Source organism: Citrobacter sp. wls757 (assembly GCF_005280935.1).
Classification (GTDB): domain Bacteria; phylum Pseudomonadota; class Gammaproteobacteria; order Enterobacterales; family Enterobacteriaceae; genus Citrobacter; species Citrobacter portucalensis.
In genome coordinates, this window is the sequence record NZ_SZWU01000034.1 from 231,997 (window position 1) to 250,994 (window position 18,998).

The window sequence follows — 18,998 nt, forward strand, 5'->3', positions numbered from 1 at the left end:
GAAAAATGGGGAACCGACCGCATCACGCTGGTGGGGGATGCCGCGCACCCGGTGGCGCAATATATGGCGCAGGGTGCCTGTATGGCGTTGGAAGACGCTGTAACGCTCGGTAAAGCGCTACAGCAGTGTGATGGCGATGCGGCTGATGCCTTTGCGCTGTATGAGTCGGTGCGTATTCCGCGTACCGCACGCATCGTCTGGTCAACGCGTGAAATGGGCCGTGTCTACCACGCCGCAGGCGTCGAGCGGCAGGTGCGTAATCTGCTGTGGAAAGACAAATCGCAGGCGGAGTTTTATCGCGGTATGGAATGGCTGTACGGTTGGAAAGAAGATAACTGCCTGTTGCCGCGCTGAGCCTCTTTAATCTCCCGAACGGAGGCGCTACCATAGCGCCTCTTTTTTTGCGGGTGACGATATGCGTGTTTTACTGGCGCCGATGGAAGGCGTGCTCGACTCACTGGTGCGCGAGCTGCTGACTGAAGTGAATGATTACGATCTGTGCATCACCGAGTTTGTGCGCGTGGTGGATCAGCTCCTGCCGGCAAAAGTATTTCATCGACTCTGCCCGGAACTGCATAACAACAGCCGGACGCCATCCGGTACGTTGGTTCGCATTCAGCTGTTAGGACAGTATCCGCAGTGGCTGGCGGAGAATGCCGCGCGCGCGGTAGAACTGGGCTCATACGGTGTCGATCTAAACTGTGGCTGTCCATCGAAGCTGGTGAACGGTAGCGGCGGTGGCGCAACGTTATTGAAAGATCCTGAGCTTATCTACCGGGGCGCAAAAGCTATGCGCGAGGCGGTCCCGGCTCATCTTCCGGTGACGGTGAAAGTTCGTCTGGGCTGGGACAACAGCGACCGGCAGTTTGAAATTGCCGATGCCGTCCAGCAGGCTGGTGCCAGCGAACTGGCGGTGCATGGCCGAACCAAAGAGCAGGGCTACAAGGCCGAACATATCAACTGGCAGGCGATTGGCGAGATCCGCCAGCGGCTGACCATTCCGGTTATTGCGAATGGCGAAATCTGGGACTGGCAGAGCGCCCAGGATTGTATGGCCATCAGCGGATGCGATGCGGTGATGATCGGACGTGGCGCATTAAATATTCCGAACCTGAGCCGCGTGGTGAAATACAACGAGCCGCGTATGCCGTGGCCTGAAGTCGTGACGCTGTTGCAAAAATATACCCGCCTTGAAAAGCAGGGGGACACCGGGCTGTATCATGTAGCGCGGATTAAGCAGTGGTTAGGGTATTTGCGCAAAGAATATTCAGAGGCAACAGAACTGTTTCAGGAAATTCGAGCGTTAAATAATTCGCCGGATATCGCACGTGCGATTCAGACTATTGATATTACTGCCTGAACTCAGCTCCAGTAGGCCGGATAAGGCGTTTACGCCGCCATCCGGCATCAGAGAGAATAATAGCCTGAGATTTCTGCTATCAGGCCTGGGCGAAATGACGACATCAGAAAATCATCTTAAACACGCCTGTTACCACCAATAGCCCAATCAGAAAAATAATCAGAATTACCCACAGCAGAATTTTCATTAACTTTCCTTTTTTTGGTAAGTTCAGATTGAGTATAGGAAAGTATCAATCATTCTGCCTGGAGGCGTTGTTATGCTGGTTTACGTGCGCTGAGCAGAAACACCATCGGCCGCTCTTTTTCTTCATCTAAAGCCGGGTTTTCAGCAATCTGTTGCGCGGACGGTCCCCATTCATCGACACAGACGATCTCGAATCCGGCGGCAATCAGCGCATTAATCCAGGTCGCCAGCTTACGGTGCTGTTTTTTGACGCCTTCAGCAAACCAGTTACTGATGCGCTCACCTTCCTGCTGATAATGATTAACCGGCCAGGATAGCTGCCCGGATTTATCTTTTATCCAACCCTGATTAAGCGGTGCGGTATAAATTGGATGCTCGGCAGAGAAAACTAACATACCGCCTGGTGTTAATGACTGGTAAATGGTTACGAATAATCGTTCTATATCGTGCAAATAGTGCAGGGCAAGCGAGCTATAAACCAGGTCAAAAGAATTTGGGGACAGGGTTAGCGTTTCGAGATCTTCACGCTGATAAACGATGCCATTACCCTGCGTCATACTGTGTGCCTGGGTTAACATTTTTTGTGAAATATCCAGTCCCATTACGCTGGCTGCCTGATTATCGCACGCGTAGCGGCAAAACCAACCATATCCACAGCCCAAATCAAGAATGTTTTTGCCTTGAAGAGAGGGGAGCATCGCTTGTATTGTCGGCCATTCTGGCGCGCCGTCGAGTCCCTTTACTGAACGATCCAGCGTGGCATATCCGGCAAAGAACTCAGGATTGTCATAGATATTCTGTGACATAACATCTCCATCCATTAATTATTAAAATTATTTAATCTATATTATTCACTAGGTGTATATTTTGCTGATTATATATTTTTATTGCCAAAGATGTATTGCCACGCGTAACTAAAAAAGCAACAGCGACAAGTCGTAATCTCTGCACATCTTTTCTTACCTGTATATCTCCATGAATCGTAATTCTGTTTTTGTCGCGACGGCATTGTTGCCGCTTTTTGTTCTGATGTCTGGCTGCGCGCCGATGCATGATGACCGTCAGTCTCTGTCACAGCAGACGCCTGCCGCAAATGTCGATACCACATTGCCTGCCGCGTTAAAAAATGGCTGGCCGGACAGCCAGTGGTGGAAGGCATATCACGACCCCCAGCTTAATGCGTTGATTGACAGCACGTTGCGAAATTCTCCTGATATGCAGGTCGCGGAACAGCGCATTCAACTGGCGGAGGCGCAGGCTAAGGCCGTGGAAGCGCAAGATGGCCCGGAGATCGACTTCTCCGCAGACGTTGAGCGTCAGAGAATGTCAGCCGAAGGGCTGATGGGACCTTTCGCCATAACCGATCCCGCAGCAGGAACCACGGGGCCGTGGTACACCAATGGAACCTTTGGTTTAACCGCCGGCTGGAATCTGGATCTGTGGGGTAAGAATCGGGCCGAAGTGACTGCGCGCATTGGAGCCGTTAAGGCGCGTGAGGCTGAGCGCGAGCAAACCCGGCAGCTACTGGCGAGCGGTGTCTCCCGTCTTTACTGGGAATGGCAGACGCAGGCCGCACTGAAAACCGTGCTGACGCAAATCGAAAGCGAGCAGCAAAATGTGATTACCGTCGATCGTCAACTGTATCAAAACGGCCTCACTTCTTCGGTGGAAGGTGTTGAAACCGATATCGATTCCAGCAAGACGGAGCAGCAACTGAACGATGTCAGCGGTAAAATGAAGGTGATTGAGGCGCGCCTAAGCGCGTTGAGCAACTCGCAGTCCGTTGCCCTGAAGCTCCATTCGACCAAACTGCCCGTGGTTGAAAGTCAGCTCCCGTCCCAGTTGGGCTACTCGCTGCTGGCCCGTCGACCAGATTTGCAGGCAGCACACTGGTACATTGAGTCATCGCTGAGCAGTATTGATGCGGCGAAAGCGGCGTTTTATCCCGATGTGAATCTGATGGCATTTTTACAACAGGATGCGTTACATCTGAGTGACCTGTTCCGCCATTCCGCGCAGCAAATGGGCGTAACCGCCGGGTTGACGCTGCCAATCTTTGACAGTGGCAGGCTGAATGCGAATCTCGATATTACGAAAACGCAAAGTAACCTGACGGTGGCGAATTACAACAAAGCTGTGGTGGATGCGGTGAATGACGTGGCACGTGCGGCATCGCAGGTAGAAACACTGGCGCAGAAAAATCAGCATCAGCAGCAGATTGAACATGACGCTCAGCGCGTAGTGGGGCTGGCACAGGCGCGCTTTAATGCGGGTATTATTGCGGGCTCCAGGGTTAGCGAGGCAAAGATCCCGGCATTACGTGAGCAGTGCAACGGTCTGCTTTTGCAAGGCCAATGGCTGGATGCCTCAATCCAGTTGACTAGCGCGCTGGGCGGCGGTTATCACGCATCCTGATTTAATCGGCCCGCCGGTGTTTCGCTGTCGGGCCATCTTCATTGCGCTTTACGCGTGCTTCGGCGTTTCATCCACCAGCGGACGCCCGCGACTATCCCGATAACCAGCACCAGCCAGATGCCATGCTTGATATGCTGGTCAAGGCTGTGCAGCCACGGCGCGATCACTTCACCACCGACGTAGCCGAGGGTGGTAAATAGCAATGCCCAGACAAACGCGCCAAGAATATTCAGCGGTAAAAAGATCTTCGGCGGCAGGTGACTGGCGCCAATCAGTAAGGGACCAATAACGCGAAAGCCGTACATAAAGCGCGTACCGACCACAAACAGGTAAGGACGCCGTTGGATCATTTTCTGCGCATAATGAATTTTCGCCTGATGGCGCGAGAAACGACGCAGAATTTTGCCGCCAAAACGACGTCCGAGTAAATAGAGCAACTGATCGCCAATCATCCCACCTAGTGCGACCGAGAGTACCACCAGCGGGAATTTCAGGACTCCCTGATGCGCCACGACGCCGCCTAACAGGGTAATGGTTTCACCTTCCGCCAGGCTGCCGATGATTAACGCAGCATAGCCGTACTGCGCAACATAATGCGTTATATCCATACGTTGTATGACCTCCACGGTAATAGCATACACCCTATGAATACTTGATGCCGGAAAAGACGCATAGTAGCGCTTAACGTCGTTCAGTTCCCTAATGCCTGATGGCGCTTCGGCGCTTCGGTATTTTTCATGTGTACATAAAATAATCAAAAGCTGAATTATACTTGAAGTGTTGAGGTCCGGAGCTGACAAGAAGGGGGCGGTATGAACCATGTCTGGGGGCTGTTTTCCCATCCCGATCGTGAAATGCACGTGATCAACAGCGAAAACGAAAGTGTTTCGCATCACTATACCCACCATGTACTGCTGATGGCGGCAATCCCGGTTGTTTGCGCATTTATCGGTACCACGCAAATCGGCTGGAATTTTGGCGATGGCAATATCCTGAAGTTATCTCTGTTGACCGGATTTGCGATGGCAATTCTGTTTTACGGGGTGATGCTGGCAGGCGTCGCTGTCATGGGCCGGGTTATCTGGTGGATGGCACGTAATTACCCGCAGCGCCCGTCGTTGGCGCACTGTATGGTCTTTGCAGGGTATGTTGCGACGCCGCTGTTTTTAAGCGGATTGGTCGCACTTTATCCGCTGGTCTGGCTGTGCGCATTGGTGGGGACCATTGCGTTGTTTTACACCGGTTATTTACTCTATCTCGGCATTCCGACGTTCCTGAATATCTCTAAAGAGGAAGGCCTGAGCTTTTCCAGTTCGACGCTGGCGATCGGTGTGCTGGTACTGGAAGTTCTGCTGGCGATTACGGTAATCCTGTGGGGTTACGGCTATCGGTTATTCTGACGGATAAACCTGTCTGCGCTGCGTTGTTGACGTAAAAGTCAGCAACGCAGCATTTCGAGACGATTCTCCTGTGGCGGCAAACCTGCCGGATCGCTATGATGCCTGAGCTAGCTTGAGATAATACTTAGTCTCTGGCGGTGTGCGTTGTGACGTGCGTGAACCATTATCAGAAATCTCATCATGCTGAAATTCCGAGTTTCATTATTAAGCCTTGCCCTGGTGCTGGCCGTTCCTTTTGCACCCCAAGCCGTGGCTAAAACGGCAACTACCGCAGCAGCTTCTCAGCCTGAGATAGCGTCCGGTAGCGCGATGATTGTTGATCTGAATACCAACAAAGTTATCTATTCGAACCACCCGGACCTTGTGCGTCCGATTGCGTCGATTACCAAATTAATGACCGCGATGGTGGTGCTTGATGCACGACTGCCGTTGGATGAGAAGCTGAAAGTTGATATCAGCCAGACGCCGGAAATGAAAGGCATCTACTCTCGTGTGCGACTGAACAGTGAAATTAGCCGTAAAGACATGCTGCTGCTGGCGCTGATGTCATCAGAAAACCGTGCGGCGGCGAGCCTGGCGCATCATTACCCTGGCGGTTATAACGCGTTTATTAAGGCCATGAATGCCAAAGCGAAAGCGCTCGGCATGACTCAGACACGCTTTGTGGAACCAACCGGCTTATCGATTCATAACGTCTCGACCGCTCGTGATTTAACCAAGCTGCTGATCGCCAGCAAGCAGTATCCGCTGATTGGCCAGTTAAGCACCACGCGTGAAGATATGGCGACCTTTGCCAACCCGGCTTATACGCTGCCATTCCGTAACACTAACCATCTGGTATACCGCGATAACTGGAATATTCAGTTAACCAAAACCGGGTTTACCAATGCGGCAGGCCACTGTCTGGTGATGCGCACCGTGATCAATAACAAACCGGTGGCGCTGGTGGTGATGGATGCGTTCGGTAAATATACCCACTTTGCCGATGCCAGCCGTTTACGTACCTGGATCGAAACGGGCAAGGTGATGCCGGTTCCGGCAGCGGCGCTGAGCTATAAAAAGCAAAAAGCGGCGCAGATGGCAGCGGCGGGTTCAGCGACGAGCGAGCAAACTGCACAGAACGATTAAATAAGACACCTCATCCGGCATACACATAGCTAATGTAGCGGTAGGCCGGGCAAGCGAAGCGCCCCCGGCAACATGCCCGGTGGCGCTTATCTTTTTCTGGTTTACGACTCTTTCCAGAACTTCTGCTTACTCGTTTTCCCAATACCCGGATTCATACTGTTGGTGGGATCGTTCTCACGGTAAAAACGGGTTAATGTTTCCGGTGCTTTATACAGATGTCCGACGTTATGCTCTGCTGGATACTGTGCTCCGCGCTCGTGCAGAAGCTCCAGCATCTGCTCTTTCAGCGCATGCGCATCCACGCCTTTTTTCACGATGTAATCCTGGTGGAAGACGTAGCACATAAAGTGGCCGTAATAGAGTTTGTGCACCAGTTGGCTGTCGATCTCTGCAGGCAGATGCTCGTACCATTCGGTGTCGTTACGGCGCAGCGCGATATCCAGCGCCAGAATATCTTCCACTTCATCGGCATGTACGGCCTGATAACGAATCGCCGCGCCAGCCGCCGCAAAGCGATGCAAAAACGCCTTGCTGCCTTCTTCCGGCGTACAGGCAAAGAAGTCGCCTTCAGCGGTTTTGAAAAACTCGCTTAGCCAGTTTTGCGCTTCAGCCACGCCACCACCGGCCATTTTTAACAGCAGGTGATGTTCGTACTTATCGCGCCAGCTTTTCATGCGCGCGGGTAAGTGGCTGGGGAACAAATGGCCAAATTTCTGCATTGCCCGATCGGTGAAATGTGGACGGAAAATTTTCACTTTTTCCAGCATTGCATCGGTGCGACCTTTCAGGGTGAAGAAGAACGGCATTTTGTCGGTGCCGAGCTTGTCGATCATCAGAAACGTATCTTTGCCGTATTGCTCAGCGATGTCATAAATATCGCGGTGCATATATTCACCGGCGACCGGCAGATGCTCAAATTTTGCCAAAATATGACGGCGGATCTCCGTCAGCACCTCTGGCTGGTTGGTACCGATGTAAAAGACCTGCTGGTTTTTTTCGGCTTCGAAGGTGTCCAGACGCACCGCAAAAACCGCGAGCTTGCCTGCACAACCGGATGATTCAAACAACCGATCCGGGTCGGCGTTATAGCGAGCGGGCGTGTCCGCCTCAATATCTCTGACGCGGGTAACGTAATCGTGATCGTGTGCATGACGTCCATCGTGGCGCACATCGTCATCTTTGATACGCTCGTCATCAAGTTTGCTAAGGATCTGTTCTGGGGTCTGGCCCAGTTCGATACCCAGATGGTTAACCAGCTGTAATTTACCCTGCTCGTCAATACGCGCAAACAGCGACATCTCCGTGTATGCCGGACCGCGCTGAACCAGCGAGCCGCCGGAGTTGTTACAAATACCGCCAATCACTGAAGCGCCGAGACAGGAAGATCCGATCACCGAATGCGGCTCACGGCCAAACGGTTTGAGCGCTTTTTCGAGTGAATAAAGCGTGGTGCCGGGATAGGCCAGCACCTGTTCGCCTTTGCCGATGACGTGCAGCTTATCAAGGCGCAGGGTGCTGATAATGACAATCTCGCGGTCGTAATCATTACCGCTTGGCGTAGAGCCTTCGGTCAGCCCAGTGTTGGCGGCCTGCATCAGGATAATTTTATCTGCGGCGACACAAGCGTTCAGGACGCGCCACAATTCTAAAAGCGAGCCAGGGAACACCACGGCGAGTGCATCGCCCTGACCGGAACGGAATCCCTTGCGATAGCGGGCGGTTTTAGCAGGGTCTGTGAGCAGGTGTGAATGACCTACCAGACGGGTCAGTTCATTCAGAAAAGCTTTATTATCTGTTGTAATGGAAGACATTCTCCACTCCTTGTGGTGGGACTCAATATCAGAAACAAGCATAGCGCTTTGTATGACAATACGCTTTCTCATTCACATTGTCTCTGGGTTGTCTTCCACTGAGTCGCGTTGGTTTCGAAAATTAGGAGAATAACCTTAGCTTTCTTTATCGCTCCCGTTTAGTCTTACGGCAAACTGCGGTTTTTGTTATATTTTCGCTGCCTCGTCGGGAAAAAATAAAGAGAGAATCAACATGAAATGGCTATGTTCTGTAGGTGTCGCGGTGAGTCTGGCGTTGCAACCAGCGCTGGCGGACACGCTGTTTGGTAACCATCCTCTGACGCCAGAAGCGCGGGATGCATTCGTTACCGATTTACTTAAACAGATGACCGTGGATGAGAAAATTGGGCAACTACGCTTGATAAGCGTCGGGCCTGATAACCCGAAAGAAGCCATCCGCGAGATGATCAAAGACGGGCAGGTTGGGGCAATTTTTAACACCGTCACGCGCCAGGATATCCGCAAAATGCAGGATCAGGTGATGGAGCTCAGCCGCCTGAAAATTCCTCTCTTTTTTGCCTACGACGTATTGCACGGTCAGCGTACCGTGTTCCCGATAAGTCTCGGCCTGGCGTCCTCTTTTAATCTCGATGCGGTCAGAACCGTTGGCCGTATTTCCGCGTATGAAGCTGCCGATGATGGTCTGAATATGACCTGGGCGCCAATGGTCGATGTCTCTCGCGATCCGCGCTGGGGCCGTGCTTCAGAAGGTTTTGGTGAAGACACGTATTTAACGGCTACGATGGGTAAAACCATGGTGGAAGCGATGCAGGGGAAAAGCCCGGCTGACCGCTATTCGGTGATGACCAGCGTCAAGCACTTCGCCGCCTATGGCGCGGTTGAAGGTGGCAAGGAATATAACACCGTCGATATGAGCCCACAGCGTCTGTTCAACGACTATATGCCGCCGTATAAAGCCGGGCTGGATGCCGGTAGCGGTGCGGTGATGGTGGGTCTTAATTCGCTAAACGGTACGCCTGCAACCTCAGACGCCTGGCTGTTAAAAGACGTGCTGCGTGATGAGTGGGGCTTTAAGGGGATTACCGTTTCCGATCACGGCGCGATTAAGGAACTGATTAAGCACGGTACCGCCTCCGATCCTGAAGATGCGGTGCGTGTGGCGATCAAGTCCGGCATCAACATGAGTATGAGCGATGAGTATTACAGCAAATATCTGCCGGGCTTGATTAAATCCGGCAAAGTGACGATGGCGGAGCTGGACGACGCCGCGCGCCACGTGCTGAACGTGAAATATGATATGGGGCTGTTTAACGATCCGTACAGCCATCTGGGGGCCAAAGAATCTGACCCACAGGACACCAACGCAGAAAGCCGTTTGCATCGCAAAGAGGCGCGTGAAGTGGCGCGCGAAAGCCTGGTGCTGCTGAAAAACCGTCTGGAAACGTTGCCGCTGAAAAAATCGGCCACAGTGGCGGTTGTCGGTCCGCTGGCCGACAGCAAGCGTGATGTGATGGGCAGTTGGTCCGCCGCCGGTGTTGCCGATCAGTCGGTAACGGTACTGACGGGGATTAAAAATGCCGTCGGCGATCAGGGCAAAGTGCTGTACGCCAAAGGGGCGAATATCACCAACGACAAAGGCATTGTCGATTTCCTCAACCTGTATGAAGAAGCGGTAAAGGTTGACCCGCGTTCGCCGCAGGCGATGATCGATGAAGCCGTTAACGCCGCGAAGCAATCTGATGTGGTTGTCGCGGTAGTCGGTGAAGCGCAGGGCATGGCGCATGAAGCCTCCAGCCGCACCGATATCACCATTCCACAAAGTCAGCGTGACCTGATTGCCGCGCTGAAAGCCACGGGTAAACCGTTGGTTCTGGTGTTGATGAACGGTCGTCCGCTGGCGCTGGTGAAGGAAGATCAACAAGCCGATGCGATCCTCGAAACCTGGTTTGCCGGGACGGAGGGCGGTAACGCCATCGCCGATGTGCTGTTTGGTGATTACAATCCGTCAGGCAAGCTGCCGATGTCTTTCCCGCGCTCTGTTGGACAGATCCCGGTCTATTACAGCCATCTCAATACCGGTCGTCCGTATAACGCCGATAAGCCGAACAAGTACACGTCGCGCTACTTTGATGAAGCCAATGGTCCGTTGTATCCCTTTGGATATGGCCTGAGCTACACCACGTTTACGGTTTCTGATGTGAAGCTCTCTTCTCCGACGATGAAGCGTGACGGAACCGTGACGGCCAGCGTGCAGGTGACCAACACCGGCAAGCGCGAAGGTGCAACGGTGATTCAGATGTATTTACAGGATGTGACCGCCTCCATGAGTCGTCCGGTAAAACAGCTGAAAGGTTTTGAAAAAGTGAATCTTAAGCCAGGTGAAACCCAGACCGTCAGCTTCCCGATTGATATTGAAGCGCTCAAATTCTGGAACCAGCAGATGAAATACGATGCAGAACCTGGCAAATTTAACGTTTTCATCGGCGTGGATTCCGCCAGAGTGAAGCAGGGCGAATTTGAACTGCTGTAATAGATGAATAAAGTCATGCAGCATGCCTGATGGCTCTACGCTTATCAGGCTGACAAAGTCGTATCATCCGGCAAATTCACATTGGGTTTGCCGGATTTTTTTTATTTTATTATCGCCTTACCGCTAATAACTCTCAGCGTTACCACCCAATTGCCAGGTTAAGGCTTGATTTTTCGACTATGCTTTTTCCTCAAGTCTCTGAAAAGGGCCGCAAAAGGATGAGGAGTACAGCATGATAATCTCAAAAGTATCGGTGGGTTCGCTGGTGCTGTTAGCCGCGATAAGCCTACCCTTACAGGCCGCGTCACCCGTCACGGTTGGTTCAAAAATAGATACCGAAGGGGCGCTGCTCGGCAACATTATTTTGCAGGTGCTCGAAAGCCATGGCGTGAAAACCGTCAATAAAGTACAGCTGGGTACCACTCCAGTAGTGCGTGGGGCAATCACTTCCGGTGAGCTGGATATTTATCCTGAATATACCGGTAATGGCGCATTCTTTTTTAAAGATGAAAATGATCCCGCGTGGAAAAATGCGCAGGCCGGTTTCGAGAAAGTGAAAAAGCTGGATGCAGAGCAAAATAAGCTGGTCTGGCTAACACCTGCACCCGCCAATAATACCTGGACCATTGCCGTACGCCAGGATGTCGCGCAAAAGAACAAGCTTGAGTCCCTTGCTGATTTAGGCCGCTACCTGAAAGACGGGGGAACGTTCAAACTTGCTGCCTCTGCTGAATTTATCGAACGGGCTGACGCGTTGCCTGCGTTTGAAAAAGCCTATGATTTCAAACTGAATCAAAATCAGCTGTTGTCGCTAGCTGGGGGAGATACCGCGGTGACGATTAAAGCAGCGGCGCAGCAGACTTCTGGAGTCAATGCGGCGATGGCTTATGGCACCGATGGCCCGGTAGCGGCGCTCGGTCTGCAAACTTTAAGCGATCCCAAAGGTGTCCAGCCCATTTATGCGCCAGCACCCGTCGTACGTGAATCGGTGCTGAAAGACTACCCGCAAATGGGAGAATGGCTACAACCGGTTTTTGCCAGCCTGGATGAAAAAACGTTGCAGCAGCTGAATGCCAGTATTGCCGTGGAGGGGCTGGACGCGAAAAAAGTTGCAGCAGACTACCTGAAGCAAAAAGGATGGGTGAAGTAACGGAGTTTGCAGCAGGTGGGTGTTTTGTCAAAGATTTCAGTTAATCGGGTGCTGTTGTTACTGGTACTTCTTACCTTCGCGGCGGCAGCGCTGCCTTTCATTAACTATGCGCCTAATCGCCTGGTCTCCGGTGAGGGGTGCCAACTCTGGGATATCCGGCCCGACATGGCGTGGGGATTGGCAGTAGCCTGTTCGCTGCTGTTTCTTCTGTGCTTTGTACCGGGAAAGTCCGGCAATATATTGACGCTTGTTATTAGCCAGTTGCTGGTTATTGCAGCGCTGGTAACCGCGGGAACAACGGCAACGTATCTGGCCCAGACGGGAAGTCCACTGGCCAGAACCAGCCTGGGCAGCGGGTTCTGGTTGGGGCTAGGACTAATGTTGCTGGCCGCTAGTGACGCCATTCGTCGCATAACCGAGCTGGCATCATGGCGTTGGCTGTTGCACGCGCAAATGTTTATTTTTCCGCTGGTGCTTTTGTTCTCCGGCACGTTTAACGATCTATCCCTGCTTAAAGAATATGCCAACCGTCAGGATGTCTTCAACGACGCCCTGGCGCAGCATCTGACAATTCTGTTCGCTACCGTGGTGCCCGCGCTGCTTATTGGTGTGCCGTTGGGCATCTGGTGTGCTTTCTCAGTCTCCCGTCAGGGGCCGGTTTTTGCGGTACTGAATATCATCCAAACCATTCCCTCAGTCGCGCTGTTTGGCCTGTTAATTGCGCCCCTTGCCGGGTTGGTGAAGCACTTTCCTTTGTTGGGTTCGCTCGGCGTCGCCGGAACCGGCCTGACGCCTGCGCTTATTGCGTTAGTGCTGTATGCGCTGTTACCGCTGGTACGTGGCGTTGTGGCTGGGTTGAATCAGGTGCCGCAGGATGTACTGGAAAGCGCCCGAGCGATGGGGATGAACACTTTCCAGCGATTTGTTTCGGTGCAGTTCCCGCTGGCATTGCCGGTCTTCTTGCGCAATTTACGGGTAGTGATGGTGCAAACGGTGGGAATGGCGGTGATTGCTGCGCTGATTGGCGCAGGGGGATTTGGCGCGCTGGTCTTTCAGGGATTGCTCAGTAGCGCCGTCGATTTAGTGTTGCTGGGCGTGATCCCGGTTGTGGTACTGGCGGTATTGATTGATGCGCTGTTTGATTTAGGGCTCGCGCTGTTGAAGGTAACAAACAATGATTGAATTTCGCCATGTCAGTAAAACCTATGGTCAGCAAACAGCCGTTGACGACCTTAACCTGCGGTTGGGGGAGGGCAGCTTTTCGGTGTTAATTGGCACGTCAGGTTCCGGGAAATCCACCACGCTGAAAATGATCAATCGGCTGGTTGAACATGACAGCGGACAGATTCGCTTTGCCGGGGAAGAGATCCGCAGCCTACCGGTACTGGAGTTAAGGCGGCGCATGGGATACGCGATTCAGTCTATTGGCTTGTTTCCCCACTGGACCGTCGCGCAGAACATCGCCACGGTGCCGCAGCTACAAAAGTGGTCGCGTTCTCGTATTGATGACCGAACAGACGAACTGATGGCGCTGCTGGGTCTTGAGGACAGTTTGCGCCATCGTTATCCGCATCAGCTGTCTGGCGGGCAACAGCAGCGGGTCGGGGTTGCTCGCGCACTGGCGGCAGATCCGCAGGTACTGCTGATGGATGAGCCTTTTGGCGCGCTGGATCCGGTCACCCGCGGTGCGCTGCAGCAGGAGATGACGCGTATTCATCGTCTGCTCGGGCGTACCATTGTGCTGGTGACGCATGATATCGACGAGGCGCTAAGGCTGGCGGAGCATCTGGTTCTGATGGATGCAGGAAAGGTAGTGCAGCAAGGCACGCCGCTGTCGATGCTGACAGCACCGGCGAACGAATTCGTGCAAACATTCTTTGGCCGTAGTGAACTGGGCGTACGTCTGTTGTCGCTTCGCACGGTAGGGGATTTTATCCGTCGCGGTGAACACACAGCCGGTGAACCGTTGGTAGATGAAATGACGCTGCGTGATGCGTTGTCGGTGTTCGTAGCGCGCGGTTGCGACGTCTTGCCGGTCGTGACCCCGCAGGGGGTGTCCTGCGGGACGCTTCATTTTCGTGATTTGCTTTCGGAGATGCCGACCCGTGAAACGTCTTGCTGATCCGTTGTTATGGCTTATTGTCCTGTTTCTGGTCCTGTTAGTTGGGTTGCCTCATAGTCAGGCCTTGTTCAGTGCGCTATTTCCGGCGCTACCGCGTCCCGTGTATCAGCAGGAAAGTTTTGCGGTGCTGGCACTGAGCCATTTTGGCCTGGTGGGGATTTCAAGCCTGATTGCTGTACTTATTGGCACCGGGGCCGGTATAGCGGTAACCCGGCCCTGGGGCGCGGAATTCCGGCCGATGGTGGAAACCATCGCCGCCGTGGGGCAGACCTTTCCGCCAGTTGCGGTGTTGGCGATAGCTGTACCGGTGATGGGATTTGGTCCTGAACCGGCAATTATCGCGTTGATCCTGTATGGCGTATTACCGATCTTGCAGGCAACACTGGCGGGACTCGGCGGAATTTCACCCAGCGTGATGGATATTGCCAGCGGAATGGGCATGAGTCAGGGGCAGCGGCTGCGTAAAGTCGAGTTGCCGCTGGCGGCCCCGGTGATTCTGGCCGGGATTCGCACGTCGGTGATTATTAATATCGGCACCGCAACCATCGCCTCAACCGTCGGGGCAAACACGCTGGGTACGCCGATTATTATCGGGCTGAGTGGGTTCAATACCGCCTATGTGATTCAGGGAGCGCTGCTGGTCGCGCTGGCGGCGGTAATTGTTGACCGCGGGTTTGATAAATTAGCGAGGCATCTTACCCGGCACGTAAAATAAAAGTATAGCCTGCCAGCATGACACCGCCGATACCGCCGATGGCCATCAGCAGGAAGAGGGTAATGACACCGATTTTAGCTGCGCTCATTATGCACTCCTTATGTGAATTCAAGGATTGTACACGTTTGTTAATAGAATATTAAGAGCCTGGATCATTAGGCGTTATTGGCGCAGACAGTTTGAACACGGCCAGCGCGGAAGAACCGGAGCGTACACGTAGTACGTGAGGATTCTGAGCACTGCCCAGGTTCGAAATGGCAAGCAAAATAGCCCTAATGGGCCAGGCTCTAAATACCGAGTGGATAAATATCGTGACCCAACGCGCGCCATTCATTCAGCTGTTGCTGCTGAGCGGGCGTTTGGTTCTCGCCGCACCAGACAAGCAAGGTGCGACCTTCAAACAGCTCCGGTCGCAGTTGGTTCAGCGAATGGGCAAGGACGTCAATGCGCCATCCCTGCTGGCTGGCGACCCAACCTTCCAGCCATAAACGGGTCGTATCCTGAATGTTCCAGCCAACCACCAGAGCATCTTTCCCCTGTTTCTTACGTGCTGAGGCAAGACAAATCGCGATGTAGTTGATCAGTACGCCGTCGAGGATCCCCAGTAACGCCTGCAGGATCGGCTGTTGGCATTGCAGACGTCGGCGCAGCGGAATGAACAAATGGGTGTTGAGCGTTTGCGCGGGATAATCCTGGCCGCGCTCTTTGATCCACAGTCTGAGGCTATGCAGATTATTACTTTGCAAATAGCTCAACAGCGTCTCTTGTTGTTCACGCCAACCGTTATGCACATCAATGCTCTCATTGCTGAGCAACATTTTAACCTTGCTGACCTGAACACCGTTGTTTATCCAGCGTTTTATCTCGCGGATCCGGTCGATATCCGCATCGTTAAACAGGCGATGCCCGCCGTCTGTCCGCTGCGGTTTAAGTAATCCGTAACGCCTCTGCCATGCGCGTAAAGTGACAGGGTTGATATCACAAAGCAAAGCCACTTCACCTATTGTGTAAAGCGCCATCGTCGTCTCACTCTTGCTCGCGAGGTCCCAGTTTTACTTTAGACGCTCTTTTGCGAACCAGGTAGTTTTGTCTGTTTTTTGATCTATGAATGGGTGATTTTGTAACCATGCTCGCGCTTTCGAGTGATCGTTCTCACAAATTCGTCTTTTTTTGCAACACTTCAAAGAAAGTTACACGCAGCCCATGTATGTTACGCGCTTTTAAGTGATGTGTGGTTGGCGGGTATGTACGAGTTTAATCTGGTGTTGCTGCTGCTTCAGCAGATGTGTGTGTTCCTCGTTATCGCGTGGCTCATGAGCAAAACGCGTTTGTTTATCCCGCTGATGCAGGTGACTATCCGACTCCCGCACAAACTGCTTTGCTATGTTACTTTTTCCATTTTCTGCATTTTAGGCACCTATTTCGGGCTGCACATTGATGACTCCATTGCTAACACTCGCGCTATTGGCGCGGTGATGGGCGGGCTGCTTGGCGGCCCGGTGGTTGGCGGTTTAGTTGGTCTTACCGGCGGTTTGCATCGTTATTCGATGGGGGGGATGACTGCGCTTAGCTGCATGATCTCGACCATTGTGGAAGGGTTGCTCGGCGGGCTGGTGCACAGCGTGCTTACCCGTCGTGGTCGTACCGATAAAGTCTTTAGTCCGCTGACCGCGGGAGCGATTACCTTTGTTGCCGAACTGGTGCAGATGCTGATCATCTTATTAATTGCGCGTCCGTTCGATGATGCGTTTCGGTTGGTCAGCAATATTGCCGCGCCGATGATGGTGACCAATACCGTGGGCGCCGCCTTATTTATGCGTATTTTGCTCGATAAACGGGCGATGTTTGAAAAATATACCTCCGCTTTTTCCGCCACTGCACTCAAAGTTGCCGCCTCAACGGAAGGTATTTTACGCCAGGGGTTCAATGAGGTTAACAGCATGAAGGTTGCTCAGGTGCTGTATGAAGAGCTGGATATCGGTGCGGTGGCGATTACCGATCGTGAGAAACTGCTGGCATTTACCGGTATTGGTGACGATCACCATCTACCCGGAAAACCTATTTCATCGTCATATACCCAACGCGCGATTGAAACCGGAGAGGTGGTGTATGCCGATGGGAATGAAGTTCCTTACCGTTGCTCTTTGCACCCGCAATGCAAATTAGGCTCGACGCTGGTGATCCCTCTGCGAGGTGAAAACCAGCGGGTAATGGGGACCATCAAACTGTATGAAGCCAAAAACCGCCTCTTTAGTTCGATCAACCGTACGCTGGGGGAAGGGATCGCCCAACTGCTTTCGGCACAGATTCTGGCCGGGCAGTATGAGCGGCAAAAAGCGATGCTCACGCAGTCGGAAATAAAACTCCTGCACGCCCAGGTCAATCCCCATTTTCTGTTTAATGCACTCAACACCATCAAAGCTGTGATCCGACGCGATAGCGAGCAGGCCAGCCAACTGGTGCAGTATCTGTCGACGTTCTTTCGTAAAAATTTAAAACGCCCGTCGGAAATTGTGACGCTGGCCGATGAAATTGAACACGTTAATGCTTATCTGCAAATTGAGAAGGCACGATTCCAGTCGCGTCTTCAGGTGACCTTGACGGTGCCAGAAGAACTTTCGCATCAGCAATTACCCGCCTTTACTCTGCAACCCATCGTGGAGAATGCCATTAAACACGGTACTTCTCAGTTACTGGATACTGGTGAAGTATCGATCACCGCCCGTCGCGAAGGGCAATATCTGATGCTGGATATCGAAGACAATGCCGGGCTGTATCAGCCAACCTCAGAAGCCAGTGGACTGGGTATGAATCTGGTCGATAAACGACTGCGTGAGCGGTTTGGCGATGATTTTGGCATCAGCGTAGCGTGTGAACCTGACCGCTTTACTCGAATCACTTTACGACTTCCTCTGGAGGAACTGGCATGATCAAAGTGCTGATTGTCGATGACGAACCGTTAGCCCGGGAGAATCTGCGGATCCTGTTGCAAGAGCAAAGCGACATCGAGATTGTCGGTGAATGTTCGAATGCGGTGGAAGCCATTGGCGCGGTGCATAAATTGCGTCCGGATGTTCTGTTCCTTGATATTCAGATGCCGCGAATCAGCGGCCTGGAAATGGTTGGCATGCTTGATCCCGAGCATCGTCCGTACATTGTTTTTCTGACCGCCTTTGATGAGTATGCGGTGAAAGCCTTCGAAGAACATGCGTTTGATTATCTGCTCAAGCCGATTGAAGAAGCACGGCTGGAAAAAACGCTGATCCGTTTGCGTCAGGAGCGCACTAAGCAGGATGTATCACTGCTGCCAGAAAATCAGCAGGCGCTGAAGTTTATTCCGTGCAGCGGCCATAGCCGGATTTATTTGCTGCAAATGGATGATGTGGCGTTTATCAGCAGTCGCATGAGTGGTGTGTATGTGACGAGCAGCGATGGCAAAGAAGGCTTCACTGAGTTGACGCTCAGGACGCTGGAGAGCCGTACTCCTCTTCTGCGTTGCCATCGGCAATATCTGGTAAATATGGCGCAATTGCAGGAGATCCGTCTGGAAGACAACGGTCAGGCGGAACTGATTTTGCGTAACGGACTGACCGTTCCGGTGAGTCGTCGTTATCTTAAAAGTCTAAAAGAGGCGATTGGACTGTAAAACTGATACACTGCGCGCCATTGCATCACCGACAGTTGAAGGCTCTATGCTAAGTAACGATATTCTTCGTAGCCTGCGCTACACCCTGAAAGCGAACAATAACGACATGGTGCGTATTCTTGCGCTTGCTGACATGGAATCCACCTCCGCAGGTTTCGATACCTGGATGACAAAAGAAGATGAGGCTGGGTTTGTTCGTTGCCCGGATATCATTCTCTCCGGTTTTTTAAACGGCCTGATTTATCATCTGCGTGGTAAAGATGATTCTGCACCGGAACTGGCGCTGGAGCGTCGTGTTAATAACAATACGGTGCTGAAAAAGCTGCGTATCGCCTTTTCGCTGAAAACCGACGATATTCTGGCTATTATGACCGAGCAGAAATTCCGTGTGTCGATGCCGGAAATTACCGCCATGATGCGTGCACCTGATCATAAGAACTATCGCGAATGCGGCGATCAGTTCCTGCGTTATTTTCTGCGTGGTTTGACATCACGGGTACATAACGCGAAGCCATAAAGAGAAAATGGGCGACGC

The 18,998-nt window shown here is 52.5% G+C and carries 18 protein-coding genes; 13 read left to right on the plus strand and 5 right to left on the minus strand.

Features of this window, described 5'->3' with window-relative positions; translation table 11 throughout:
- Both FDW94_RS24020 and dusC read left to right on the plus strand, forming a co-directional pair.
- Positions 1 to 354, plus strand: a 354-nt coding sequence (locus FDW94_RS24020; RefSeq protein ID WP_249358375.1) for an FAD-dependent monooxygenase, incomplete at its 5' end; no start/stop codon positions are given.
- A 61-nt stretch (positions 355 to 415) separates the two neighbouring features.
- Entirely contained in the window at positions 416 to 1,360 is a 945-nt protein-coding gene (dusC, locus tag FDW94_RS09540) for a tRNA dihydrouridine(16) synthase DusC (RefSeq protein ID WP_137377488.1), read from the plus strand.
- A gap of 257 nt (positions 1,361 to 1,617) precedes the next feature.
- On the opposite strand, the gene FDW94_RS09550 is transcribed toward dusC, so the two are convergent.
- Entirely contained in the window at positions 1,618 to 2,352 is a 735-nt protein-coding gene (locus FDW94_RS09550) for a class I SAM-dependent methyltransferase (RefSeq protein ID WP_137377489.1), read from the minus strand.
- A 169-nt stretch (positions 2,353 to 2,521) separates the two neighbouring features.
- Between FDW94_RS09550 and mdtQ the strand changes: the two genes are divergently transcribed.
- Positions 2,522 to 3,961: a multidrug resistance outer membrane protein MdtQ gene (mdtQ, locus tag FDW94_RS09555; RefSeq protein ID WP_137377490.1), complete on the plus strand. Its 1,440-nt coding sequence runs from the start codon at positions 2,522 to 2,524 to the stop codon at positions 3,959 to 3,961.
- Between the two features lie 38 nt (positions 3,962 to 3,999).
- On the opposite strand, the gene FDW94_RS09560 is transcribed toward mdtQ, so the two are convergent.
- Positions 4,000 to 4,569 (minus strand): DedA family protein, encoded by a 570-nt coding sequence (locus tag FDW94_RS09560; RefSeq protein ID WP_003834476.1) that lies wholly within the window; start codon positions 4,567 to 4,569, stop codon positions 4,000 to 4,002.
- 204 nt (positions 4,570 to 4,773) lie between these two features.
- Between FDW94_RS09560 and FDW94_RS09565 the strand changes: the two genes are divergently transcribed.
- Positions 4,774 to 5,361 carry a YIP1 family protein gene (locus FDW94_RS09565; RefSeq protein WP_003834475.1) on the plus strand — a complete coding sequence of 196 codons (588 nt, stop codon included), beginning with the start codon at positions 4,774 to 4,776 and terminating at the stop codon, positions 5,359 to 5,361.
- Positions 5,362 to 5,541: 180 nt separating this feature from the next.
- On the plus strand, positions 5,542 to 6,489 hold the full coding sequence (gene pbpG, locus FDW94_RS09570; protein WP_048234922.1) for a D-alanyl-D-alanine endopeptidase: 948 nt from the start codon (positions 5,542 to 5,544) through the stop codon (positions 6,487 to 6,489).
- A 101-nt stretch (positions 6,490 to 6,590) separates the two neighbouring features.
- On the opposite strand, the gene dld is transcribed toward pbpG, so the two are convergent.
- A complete protein-coding gene (gene dld, locus FDW94_RS09575) occupies positions 6,591 to 8,300 on the minus strand; it encodes a D-lactate dehydrogenase (protein WP_137377491.1) in 1,710 nt (569 codons plus the stop codon).
- A gap of 232 nt (positions 8,301 to 8,532) precedes the next feature.
- Between dld and bglX the strand changes: the two genes are divergently transcribed.
- The 5 genes from bglX to FDW94_RS09600 all read left to right on the plus strand — a co-directional run bounded on the left by bglX (position 8,533) and on the right by FDW94_RS09600 (position 14,817).
- Positions 8,533 to 10,830 carry a beta-glucosidase BglX gene (gene bglX / locus FDW94_RS09580; RefSeq protein ID WP_003834471.1) on the plus strand — a complete coding sequence of 766 codons (2,298 nt, stop codon included), beginning with the start codon at positions 8,533 to 8,535 and terminating at the stop codon, positions 10,828 to 10,830.
- A 232-nt stretch (positions 10,831 to 11,062) separates the two neighbouring features.
- Positions 11,063 to 11,980: an ABC transporter substrate-binding protein gene (locus FDW94_RS09585; protein ID WP_008785251.1), complete on the plus strand. Its 918-nt coding sequence runs from the start codon at positions 11,063 to 11,065 to the stop codon at positions 11,978 to 11,980.
- Positions 11,981 to 11,995: 15 nt separating this feature from the next.
- A complete protein-coding gene (locus FDW94_RS09590) occupies positions 11,996 to 13,162 on the plus strand; it encodes an ABC transporter permease (protein ID WP_283205066.1) in 1,167 nt (388 codons plus the stop codon).
- Positions 13,155 to 14,102, plus strand: a complete 948-nt coding sequence (locus FDW94_RS09595) for an ABC transporter ATP-binding protein (RefSeq protein ID WP_060683543.1) — start codon at positions 13,155 to 13,157, stop codon at positions 14,100 to 14,102. The genes FDW94_RS09590 and FDW94_RS09595 overlap by 8 nt, the downstream gene beginning before the upstream one ends.
- Positions 14,086 to 14,817, plus strand: coding sequence for an ABC transporter permease (locus FDW94_RS09600; protein WP_137377493.1), 732 nt, complete (start codon positions 14,086 to 14,088; stop codon positions 14,815 to 14,817). The genes FDW94_RS09595 and FDW94_RS09600 overlap by 17 nt, the downstream gene beginning before the upstream one ends.
- Here FDW94_RS09600 and FDW94_RS09605 read toward each other — a convergent pair.
- On the minus strand, positions 14,798 to 14,905 hold the full coding sequence (locus FDW94_RS09605; protein ID WP_003027354.1) for a protein YohO: 108 nt from the start codon (positions 14,903 to 14,905) through the stop codon (positions 14,798 to 14,800). The two genes, FDW94_RS09600 and FDW94_RS09605, sit on opposite strands and share 20 nt — an antisense overlap.
- A 199-nt stretch (positions 14,906 to 15,104) precedes the next feature.
- Positions 15,105 to 15,836, minus strand: a complete 732-nt coding sequence (gene mlrA, locus FDW94_RS09610; protein ID WP_003027351.1) for an HTH-type transcriptional regulator MlrA — start codon at positions 15,834 to 15,836, stop codon at positions 15,105 to 15,107.
- A gap of 225 nt (positions 15,837 to 16,061) precedes the next feature.
- Between mlrA and FDW94_RS09615 the strand changes: the two genes are divergently transcribed.
- Genes FDW94_RS09615 through FDW94_RS09625 form a run of 3 tightly spaced genes read left to right on the plus strand, consistent with a single transcriptional unit; the run spans position 16,062 to position 18,980 of the window.
- A complete protein-coding gene (locus tag FDW94_RS09615) occupies positions 16,062 to 17,747 on the plus strand; it encodes a sensor histidine kinase (RefSeq protein WP_003834458.1) in 1,686 nt (561 codons plus the stop codon).
- A complete protein-coding gene (gene btsR / locus FDW94_RS09620; RefSeq protein ID WP_003840155.1) occupies positions 17,744 to 18,463 on the plus strand; it encodes a two-component system response regulator BtsR in 720 nt (239 codons plus the stop codon). Before FDW94_RS09615 ends, btsR begins: the two co-directional genes overlap by 4 nt.
- A 46-nt stretch (positions 18,464 to 18,509) precedes the next feature.
- Positions 18,510 to 18,980, plus strand: a complete 471-nt coding sequence (locus tag FDW94_RS09625; RefSeq protein ID WP_003834454.1) for a DUF1456 family protein — start codon at positions 18,510 to 18,512, stop codon at positions 18,978 to 18,980.
- The last annotated feature ends 18 nt before the right edge of the window (positions 18,981 to 18,998 follow it).

Coding starts and splice junctions, on each gene's coding strand:
- btsR (WP_003840155.1), top strand. CDS start 17,744: ATGATCAAAGTGCTGATTGTCGATGACGAACCGTTAGCCCGGGAGAAT.
- mlrA (WP_003027351.1), bottom strand. CDS start 15,836: ATGGCGCTTTACACAATAGGTGAAGTGGCTTTGCTTTGTGATATCAAC.
- dusC (WP_137377488.1), top strand. CDS start 416: ATGCGTGTTTTACTGGCGCCGATGGAAGGCGTGCTCGACTCACTGGTG.
- FDW94_RS09595 (WP_060683543.1), top strand. CDS start 13,155: ATGATTGAATTTCGCCATGTCAGTAAAACCTATGGTCAGCAAACAGCC.
- bglX (WP_003834471.1), top strand. CDS start 8,533: ATGAAATGGCTATGTTCTGTAGGTGTCGCGGTGAGTCTGGCGTTGCAA.
- FDW94_RS09565 (WP_003834475.1), top strand. CDS start 4,774: ATGAACCATGTCTGGGGGCTGTTTTCCCATCCCGATCGTGAAATGCAC.
- dld (WP_137377491.1), bottom strand. CDS start 8,300: ATGTCTTCCATTACAACAGATAATAAAGCTTTTCTGAATGAACTGACC.
- FDW94_RS09585 (WP_008785251.1), top strand. CDS start 11,063: ATGATAATCTCAAAAGTATCGGTGGGTTCGCTGGTGCTGTTAGCCGCG.
- FDW94_RS09605 (WP_003027354.1), bottom strand. CDS start 14,905: ATGAGCGCAGCTAAAATCGGTGTCATTACCCTCTTCCTGCTGATGGCC.
- FDW94_RS09615 (WP_003834458.1), top strand. CDS start 16,062: ATGTACGAGTTTAATCTGGTGTTGCTGCTGCTTCAGCAGATGTGTGTG.
- FDW94_RS09560 (WP_003834476.1), bottom strand. CDS start 4,569: ATGGATATAACGCATTATGTTGCGCAGTACGGCTATGCTGCGTTAATC.
- FDW94_RS09625 (WP_003834454.1), top strand. CDS start 18,510: ATGCTAAGTAACGATATTCTTCGTAGCCTGCGCTACACCCTGAAAGCG.
- mdtQ (WP_137377490.1), top strand. CDS start 2,522: ATGAATCGTAATTCTGTTTTTGTCGCGACGGCATTGTTGCCGCTTTTT.
- FDW94_RS09550 (WP_137377489.1), bottom strand. CDS start 2,352: ATGTCACAGAATATCTATGACAATCCTGAGTTCTTTGCCGGATATGCC.
- pbpG (WP_048234922.1), top strand. CDS start 5,542: ATGCTGAAATTCCGAGTTTCATTATTAAGCCTTGCCCTGGTGCTGGCC.